Annotated in this window: 4 protein-coding genes; 3 read left to right on the plus strand and 1 reads right to left on the minus strand. The window is 32.5% G+C overall.

Annotated elements, in window-relative coordinates; translation table 11 throughout:
- From C6H22_RS08300 to C6H22_RS08310, 3 genes are all read left to right on the plus strand, one after another.
- The coding region (locus C6H22_RS08300; RefSeq protein ID WP_199769833.1) for an NlpC/P60 family protein at nt 1-251 on the plus strand (251 nt) is incomplete at its 5' end.
- A complete protein-coding gene (locus C6H22_RS08305; RefSeq protein ID WP_104694803.1) occupies nt 235-531 on the plus strand; it encodes a hypothetical protein in 297 nt (98 codons plus the stop codon). The genes C6H22_RS08300 and C6H22_RS08305, both read left to right, overlap by 17 nt.
- A 10-nt stretch (nt 532-541) precedes the next feature.
- Entirely contained in the window at nt 542-1,564 is a 1,023-nt protein-coding gene (locus C6H22_RS08310) for a hypothetical protein (protein ID WP_104694804.1), read from the plus strand.
- A 15-nt stretch (nt 1,565-1,579) separates the two neighbouring features.
- Here C6H22_RS08310 and C6H22_RS08315 read toward each other — a convergent pair.
- Nucleotides 1,580-1,897, minus strand: a 318-nt coding sequence (locus tag C6H22_RS08315) for an ABC transporter C-terminal domain-containing protein (RefSeq protein ID WP_233707103.1), incomplete at its 5' end; no start/stop codon positions are given.

Raw genomic sequence — 1,897 nt, forward strand, 5'->3', positions numbered from 1 at the left:
ATCAAGCACTTGTAGCGGATTTTCTCACACAACTTATGGGGAGACCATATGGCTGGGGGGGTATGTATGAAGAGCGAGATTGTTCAGCATTAGTGCGAGATATTTTTGCACATAATGGTATTTTTTTGCCACGAAATTCTAAGGCACAGGTTTTTTATGGAAAAAACAGCGTAGATTTAAGTAAAATGTCATCCGCAGATAAGGAAGCCTATATTATCGCCAACGTTTGGGGGAGTGATAATCCTACCTAAGTTTTTAGAATCTAAGCTAGGGTTTGTTCATGCTTGGGAGACTTATGGTGTGGGGATTAGGTTTGGGGAGTGGCTTGGTACTTCTACTATAGATACGTTATTAATAATTTTAGGAATTCTTTTTGGATTTGTGATATGTCTGCTCTCTAAAAATACTTTGGAACTTTTTAAATCTATATCTAATACAAATACTATATTGAGTGCTATAGCTTTGGGATTTTCTCTCATTGTGCTTGTAACCACTGGTTATCAAGCACCATTTTTATATTTTAATTTTTAGGAATATCTCAATGAAGCATATTAAAATATTTTTACTTACAACCCTTACAACTATTTGTGCATATACCATCATTATTTTGAATAATACTCTATTTGCTCAAATACCAAAATTTCAAAATTCTGAAATATGGCTAGATAATCTCTATCTTGTCAAAAATTTTATCAACAATCAATCTACACACAAACAAAGGTTGCTCTTTATAGGTGGTTCTAACATACTTTTTGGTTTCAATGGCGCTCTTATAGATTCGCAGACATCTTTTAAACCTATTAACTACGGAACACATGCGGGACTCCCTCTTAATTTTCATATAGATACAATCATCAAAAATGCCAAACAAGGTGATATAATTTTTTTGCCTATAGAATTTGGTTATTACACACGTATTGAACCCACCGATGATTATTGGTATATCCAAAATATGCTCACTTGGAATACAAGTTATACAAAATACATTGATACAAAACACATAGTTTTAGCTTATCTTCGAAATGAGCCAATTATGACATTAAAAACACTTTTGAAGTCTTACTTTTATACTTTTGAGACATCTCAAGATCCCATAACAACCATGCAAATAATTTGGCAAAATCCACAGAAGTTTATAGGCTACAATTATCAATCATTAAGCTTATATGGTGATTTTTGTACACAACAAGGAATTGTGTCTATGTTAAATAGTGAATATCTAGATTCTAATCTTACACTTTCACCTTTCTTTCTCTCTGAATACAATCGTTTATTAGAATTTGCTACATCAAAAAATATCAAAATCTTTCTTACCTATCCTGTTACCTTGGAAAATCCATACTTTAGTCTCAATGATCCACAAACCTTTGCGAAAATTGAGAATCTCAAAGCGAAGTTAAAAAAACACAACATAGAAATTTATGGAGACTTTAGAGACTTTCATTTTGAAAGACAATATTTCTTTGATACGCCATACCATCTAAATCAAGAGGGAGCGATTTTGCGCACACAGGCTTTTATCAAGCTACTAGAACATATGCAACAAGAAGGCTTGATACCTTAGATTCTTACAAAAAATCTAAATTTTATAAGCATGAAGCATGGTTTGTAAATCCAATGCTTTTTGCTCCAAAGCAAAATACTGCTCTAATTTCACATCTAAATCGGCTTTTAGATTCTCTAATTGATTTGCTAAGGCTGTAATTCCTATAGTTTGGTATTTATCTGGATTTGTTAGATCAGATTCTAAGAGTGCAATATGCCTTTCAAGCTCTTCTATTTCTTGAGGCAGTGAATCTAGTGCAAGTTTTGCTTTATAGCTAAGCTTTAGTGGTGTTTTTGGTTTTTGTGTTTTTAGCTTATCTTGCTCTATGCTTTTATCTAAAGATTCTAATTC

Source organism: Helicobacter equorum, assembly GCF_900198655.1.
GTDB lineage: Bacteria > Campylobacterota > Campylobacteria > Campylobacterales > Helicobacteraceae > Helicobacter_F > Helicobacter_F equorum.